General features: G+C 60.7%; 5 protein-coding genes. 1 reads left to right on the top strand and 4 read right to left on the bottom strand.

What is annotated here, in order from left to right:
* A partial coding sequence (locus tag KAZ48_09980; protein ID MBP7973118.1) for an exo-alpha-sialidase occupies positions 1-883 on the top strand: 883 nt, incomplete at its 5' end.
* Between the two features lie 378 nt (positions 884-1261).
* On the opposite strand, the gene KAZ48_09975 is transcribed toward KAZ48_09980, so the two are convergent.
* The 4 genes from KAZ48_09975 to KAZ48_09960 are packed head-to-tail and all read right to left on the bottom strand — an operon-like array spanning position 1262 to position 6253.
* The gene (locus tag KAZ48_09975) at positions 1262-3526 is read right to left on the bottom strand and encodes an N-acetylneuraminate synthase family protein (protein MBP7973117.1); all 2265 of its coding nucleotides are present in this window, start codon (positions 3524-3526) and stop codon (positions 1262-1264) included.
* On the bottom strand, positions 3510-4220 hold the full coding sequence (locus KAZ48_09970) for an acylneuraminate cytidylyltransferase family protein (protein MBP7973116.1): 711 nt from the start codon (positions 4218-4220) through the stop codon (positions 3510-3512). Before KAZ48_09970 ends, KAZ48_09975 begins: the two co-directional genes overlap by 17 nt.
* Positions 4221-4280: 60 nt before the next feature.
* Positions 4281-5357: a hypothetical protein gene (locus tag KAZ48_09965; GenBank protein ID MBP7973115.1), complete on the bottom strand. Its 1077-nt coding sequence runs from the start codon at positions 5355-5357 to the stop codon at positions 4281-4283.
* The gene (locus tag KAZ48_09960) at positions 5327-6253 is read right to left on the bottom strand and encodes a glycosyltransferase (GenBank protein ID MBP7973114.1); all 927 of its coding nucleotides are present in this window, start codon (positions 6251-6253) and stop codon (positions 5327-5329) included. Before KAZ48_09960 ends, KAZ48_09965 begins: the two co-directional genes overlap by 31 nt.
* Between the last annotated feature and the right edge of the window lie 230 nt (positions 6254-6483).

Raw genomic sequence — 6483 nt, 5'->3', positions numbered from 1 at the left:
CCGCAGTGACGACAGCGGGGGGTCCTGGAAGGCGCCCACCGACGTTTCGGTCAAGGGTCGGGACGCGGTCTCGCCGCAAGTAGCCTCTTCAGCTGAAGGTACCAAGCTCGCCGCGACGTGGGCTCGCACCAACAACAATAGCCGCACGATCATTCAGTCCGCTGTCAGCACGAACGCTGTGTGGGGTTCCCCGAGTGACGTTTCGGAGGCTGGCCGCGACGCAGCCACACCGCAGATCGCATCCTCGGCAGACGGGAACAACATCACCATGATCTGGGTCGGGTTCGATGGTGTTAACGCGATCGCGAACGCCGCGACGAGCACGGACGGGGGCGCCAACTGGGGCAGTCATGCCGACCTGTCCACGCCGGGGCAGGACGCGGCCAATCCGCAAATTGCATCATCGTCGGACGGCACGCGACTCACCGCCGTCTGGTCGCGTTTCAATGGGGCCAACACGATCACCCAGGTGTCTACGGCAATCGTCGCTCCAGCGCCAAACCCAACGCCTATCAGCCCGTCCGGTGACCAAGCGGCGGTTTCCAACTGTGTGACTGCGGGCAACCGTCACTCAATCCCACGTCGCGGCACAAAGCGGCTCATGAGGCCTCACTGCAAGACCAACGCCGGTCACCGCGTTGGTGTCGCAGTCTCGGCACACCGGCGCGGTGACCTGCGCAACTATCGACTCTTTTGTCAGGTGTCGAAGAAGCGAACCGCAAAGACCCGCGCGACTCGTTACGGCGATGGCTCCCGATATTGCCGGGGCGGGTCACTGAAGATCCGGACGTACGGTTACCGACTACGGTTGCGAATCACCTGGTTCGCACCGAAAACCGCTGACTTGCGCGCCTACCAACGCTCAAAGAAGTATGCGAACTAAACGGGTCGACATCGCTTGCTGCCTGTGCGGACAAGGGCTAACAACGCCGCCGCTATCGTCTTTTGGTGTTCGCTGAACTACAATCGTCACGTTGCGCACCGCGCGACGAGTCGAGTGTGATCGGGCGGTCCAATGCCAGAAGCAGATAGAGAGCCAGAGGGTGCGCGGCAGCGTGAGAAATGGGAAGCGCCTCGCGCGCGCTTGCTGGGATTTGTGCACGGCGCGATGAAAAACAAGGCGGGCAATGCCAAAGACGGAACGATGGTCAATATGAGAGCGAGTTAGAGCCTTACAGCGACCTCATCAGTGATGCTTTTGGGTGAGCCCAGGCCCATTGAGTCTCGTTCGATCCGCGCTAGGGGCATGGCCCGGAGGGCGCTAAACCCCGGGTGTCTGGCGGGGGCTGAGAATTGACTCAAGACGATCCAGCGCTACCCAGAAACCCTCGCCGCCGCCGACGTGGCCTTGCCAGATCTCCGGGATGAAGCTCGCCGTTGGTATCAGCCGATTGATTTGCTCGGCCAGAATCGGCCAATCGATCTCGCCTTCCTCCACTTGCAGGCCTTCACCGTCGCTGGATGCGGCGTCGACCAGATGTAGATGCGCTGACCGGGGTGCCAGGATTTCAACCGCATCGCTGAAGGACGCGCGTGCCAGGGTGCATGCGAGCTTCGTGTGCGAGATGTCGAGGCACAGACGAACGCCGTGGGATTTCGAGAAGTCGGCAGCTTCACGCGGATCAACAAATAGATTGTGGAATCGCTGGCCCCCCATCAACCACGGATATGGCGGCATGGTCTGGATGATGATTTCCACACCTGTTTGATCCACGGCCGCCAGTGAGTCCGCCACCTGTTCGTACAGCCTGGGACGGTCGCTTGCTTTGACCGCAGCGTCGGGGCTGAAACCGCCGACGTTGACGATGATGAGCGGCCGCTGAGCCCGCGAGAACTTCGGAGCCAACTTCTGCGTGATCTCCACAACCCGCTCAAGCTCAGTGATCGATCGCTTCCTGGTGTCATCGTCGGCGGTGGCGAGGTCGAGCAGGTGATCGTCGGCAAATAACTCGGGACAGTGGACGACGAGATCCAGGTCAAGCTCTTCCGGCACCAGCTGGCCTACATCCATCTCCATGTCGCGGTATGAGAGGTGGAATTCCAACAGGTCGGGATTGGACTTCACCATGAGCTGGCGGTAGTCATGGAAGCGAACCGGCAGGCCCCACGGGCGGGTAAAACTAAACTGTCGTGGCTGTGTCGCAGGATTCAGATCCGATTCGTAGAAGAAATCGCCAGCCGGTACTGCCCGTGTCAGTCGTAGTCCGGTCAGGCGGGACTTCGCGTTCGGTTGCAAACCGCGCCCCGGGCTGCGGATGTCAAGATCGTCTGTGTCGACGACATGACCCATAGGCAGATCGGTTCGGGCGACGATGCTTTTCGCCAGCGACAGCCGGTTGAGTTGCTCGCCCTGCGTGATCACACGCGGTTGGGTAGACCCAAGAGCTTCTTCGAGTTGACGAATCTCGACCACCATCTGGCCAAACTCGGCAGGCTCCAGACTGACCTGATGGTCAGTCCCACGGCCTCGCCTATCGAGCGTAATGTGCTTCTCAACGATCTTGGCCCCGCGGGCAACAGCCGCAATCGCGATGTGGTGTCCGCGTTCGTGACCGGAGTACCCGACGAGGCAATCGCCAATCTCCGCGAGTCGATCCATATACCGGAGTTGAACGTCTTTGAACGGGCTCGGATATGAGGAATTGCAATGCAGCAACGCAAACGGACTAGGCAGTGACTTCAGCAGCGCGATCGATTCCACGATCTCGGGCTCAGTGGACATCCCGGTCGACACGATCAACGGTCGACCCGTCGCGCCGAGCTGCGTGAGCAGATCGTGATTAGTCAAATCTGCAGACGCCACCTTGTAGCCAGGCATTCCGTAGTCCTCAAGCAGTTTGGCGGTCGGAATATCCCATGGAGTACACAGCGGGATCAGGCCGCTGGCCCTCGCATAGTCAAAGGCCTCGATCATCTGGTCGACTGTCAGTACCGATTCCGCCAGTAGGTCAAGCGTGTACTGGGCCCCGAGATCTTCACTTGCAAACCCGGTGCTACTGGTTCGATACAGAGCCGCCATATCCCGCATCTGAAACTTCGCACAGTCGGCTCCAGCTACGGCAGCCGCGTCGACCAAACGTTTCGCTGTGTCCAGACTGCCATTGTGATTGATTCCGATTTCTGCGATCAGGAAAGCCGGTTCCGCTGGCGTGATGTGTCGCCCCGATATGGCGAAGGATTTGGTCCTAGGTCGAGCGATTGCGATAACTCGGCGTCGATCATCGAGGACCGGGATGAGCTCAACCCCGCCACCAAACAGGCGGGTGAAAGTCGAGGGCGACGCACCCTCTGGTGCGGTAATGCAGCCACGATTCGCGATTTCGGAGCAGCGATCAGTAAGCGAAGGCGAGTCAGTTGCAACCAGCCATCGGCGGAAGTCCCCGTCAGTGAGGGCTCCGACGAGGCTACCGTTTGATTTTACGACAAAGACCGCCCGGCTCTTGTTCTCAGTTATTCGGCGAAGCACCGTCTCGATCGGTTCGTCTTCGTGGACAAGGTAGGCGGCGACGTCACTTTCCATAAGCATCCGCTTCACCACCCATCAGGTGCTGAGCCTGCATGAGATCGGCCTCAGTATCGATATCGAGCCCCTCGTCCTCGGCCATCACGAAGAGAGACACCCGACCGGAGATTCGATTTCTGGACTCAAGTAGCCCCGCAACCGACGTGATGTAGAGGCTACCCGTCTCGCGGTAGGTTCGCGAGGTTGGTTTGAGGTCCTGCCTGCGCGGACGAAGCCCGGGATCGTAAAGCGCCGAAGGTGAATCGATCGGGCCCCGCCAGAGGAAAGGAGGCTGCGCGACGACTCCGACCAGCGAATCGACGTCCGCCGACCGGTACTGCGCGATCGCCAGGTCCAGTGTCCCTTGGTGCCGGATAGGTGACGTCGCCTGCATTAGCACGATGTGCCGGACATCGTCGGGTGTCTCCATGGCTTCAAGTGCGTGCACCAGCGCCGGTTCGGTCGGACTGTGGTCCGTGGCGAGGTGTTTCGGACGGCGGACGATTTCGGCTCCAAGTCCTTCCGCTAGTGCCAAAATCTCATCGTCTTCACTGGTCACCACACACCGAAGCTGAGCCTGCGCCGAGTCAATCGCTGCTATGGTCCACGCGAGCAGGGGACGGCCCGCCAGCATCCTCAGGTTCTTACGGAAGACGCCCTTCGAGCCACCCCGCGCGGGCACCACGACGACGAACTCGGCTTTCTGACGCACAATCATCGTGAACTCCATCCGCAGCTGTGCATTTGGAATAACCTCGGTTCCGTACTTGGTGATTATTCACCCCGACAGCGTCGAAATCCGGTCAGCGATGGCCACCGCTGGTTCATGGGTCGGCACAGCGGCCTTCGTAGCTTGCGAAGAACCCCATTGCTGCATGCAGTAGCGGTCCCAGAGTTCCTCCAGCCACCGAGGAGGAGCCGAGCAGTACGCGTACGACGCAATTCCCGCTGCGGATGACTCGAGGATGCCGGTTGAGAAGTGCGCCAAGACGGGACCGGGCAGGCTTCTCAGCTCGGAGGACCCGACTATCTCAACGCCCTCGTGGGCCCAAATGCGATGCTGCAACCGACTCTGAATGTCGGACTCAACCGGGTGAGGGCGGTACCTCACAGTGTGCTCGCTTCGAAGGCTCGCGACTGACATTCGGGTCGTCGAGCGGGGTAGCTCGGCACCGTGAAGTTGGCCAAGAAAGGTGACCGCGTTCTCGCTGCTGCCGTCGCGCTGCGTTGAGTGCGCAGCGGAGTCGACATTGGCGTTCCAAAGTAGCTGTGAGCCTACGGGTTGCCCGTTGATGCCGCGCGCGCCCCCAGCCCAGAAACGCAGGTCTTCTTCTGACCAGGCGAGGAGCGTCGTGTTTCTGGGTAGGGGGGGTGCGAACGGAGTGAGGACGCCGTGTTGCACCACGAAATAGGGAACATGCAGTCGCTGTGAAACGGCGTAGGCGGCGGCACCTGCCGGTAGATAGTTGCCGACGGAAACAACCGCGCACGGATTGGTGGGGAGCTGGGCGGAAATCTCCGATCGCAGGTTCAGCACGCGACTGTGGCCTTCGCCTGGGAATAGCCCCTCAACCGGAAGACTCGACAGGACGCAGACATGCCTCCCGGACTCATGCAACTTGCGAACAGGATCGACGAGGGCCGCCCGCAAACTTGGTTCCAGCCCGTCCAAGGCGAGCAGCACAGAGCCGTTCTTCGGGTCGCCCCACGATGAAAGGCGAAGCGTTGGTGTCTTCTGCTTTCTGTTGCGCAGAGAGCGTAGTGCGCCAACTACTCCTTTCTGCCGTCGTTGCCAGGCCTGCCACGCCTCCAGTTCGTGGTTGATCAGCACAAGTCCGCCAGCAATTGTGCGCACCTATGGCGGTATGTGTGTTGAGCAAGAGTTCGGCGTCTTGCCGAATCCCTGATCGCGTCGGCCCACACCGAATCACGCTTGGCACGTTCCACAGCCTCGATCGCTTCTTGCGCCTCTTGGAATACGATCACTTCGCGGCCCGGTTCGTAAAGCGCTTCGACGTCCGGGCGATCGATCAGTTCCAGCCCACCCACGCCGGCTGCCTCGAATGTGACCATCGTGAAGCCCTCGTGACCCACGCCGTGCCGGTTCAACACGGCCGTTGCCTGCGCCATTGCGGTGGCTGCAAGCTCGCGCGGCAGATCGCGCCCGGCTGGCAGGTTGGGCCGATACCAACTCAGACTGCGGCCGCGATCAACTAGGTGGTGCGACCAGTCGCGTCCATACGCCCGCACCTCCAGTCCAGCCCTTGAGATCTCTTTCAGGGAGCGTTCGCGATTTGAATATCTAGCTCCGACAAGGACCACGTCGGCCGTTCGTTTGTCGGTGTCGCGCGTTGGCGTTAGGCGTTCGTCGAATGCGTTCGGCAGATGGATCGCCGCCACCCCCTGTGCCACCAGGCGTTGCGTATCCGAGGGTGAATACGACGCGACCAAGTCATATCCCTCCAGCCCTTCGACGGTGTGATGCATGCGGCTGAGTTCGTCGTAGAGCCACAACGCAGTCGTCGTGCCATCGGCACGAACGCTACCGATAAATCCGGGGTCGAGGGTGTCGCCCTTAACGACAAGTAGCAGGTCTGGTCGGATGTTCTGCACCTGGCAGGAGACCCGATTCGAAGCCGCGGCCATCTCCGCATCGACGGGATCACTACCGAACCGCCTGGGGATGTCGTATCGAAGCTTGGCCGAGAGCTTGCCGACGAGCCCGCTGCGTGCGTCGTAGATGACGGGCACGACTTCGTGACCACATTGTTCAAGTCCGTGCTGAATCGATTTCCAATAGCCGTGGAAGACCGGTGAAACCAACGCTATGCGCACTGTTGGCTCACGACTGGTCGGACGGACATGTGTCGCCGCATCCGGCTTCGCCGACCAAATCGTGCAGCAGCTAGGTCACTCCACATCTTGTCAATCTTGATTTCCGGCATCGTCGTTGGAGCCGTTGGAGCCGTTGGAGCCGTTGG

The sequence above is a fragment of the Candidatus Nanopelagicales bacterium genome (assembly GCA_018003655.1).
In the GTDB taxonomy this organism is placed as follows: Bacteria; Actinomycetota; Actinomycetes; order S36-B12; family UBA10799; genus JAGNDY01.
The sequence above is the reverse complement of the archived record's forward strand: the minus strand, read 5'-3'. Positions and strand labels throughout refer to the sequence as shown.

Bases quoted from the DNA above. Each gene is read 5' to 3' on its own strand.
- KAZ48_09975 (MBP7973117.1), bottom strand. From the start codon at position 3,526: ATGCTTATGGAAAGTGACGTCGCCGCCTACCTTGTCCACGAAGACGAA.
- KAZ48_09970 (MBP7973116.1), bottom strand. From the start codon at position 4,220: ATGATTGTGCGTCAGAAAGCCGAGTTCGTCGTCGTGGTGCCCGCGCGG.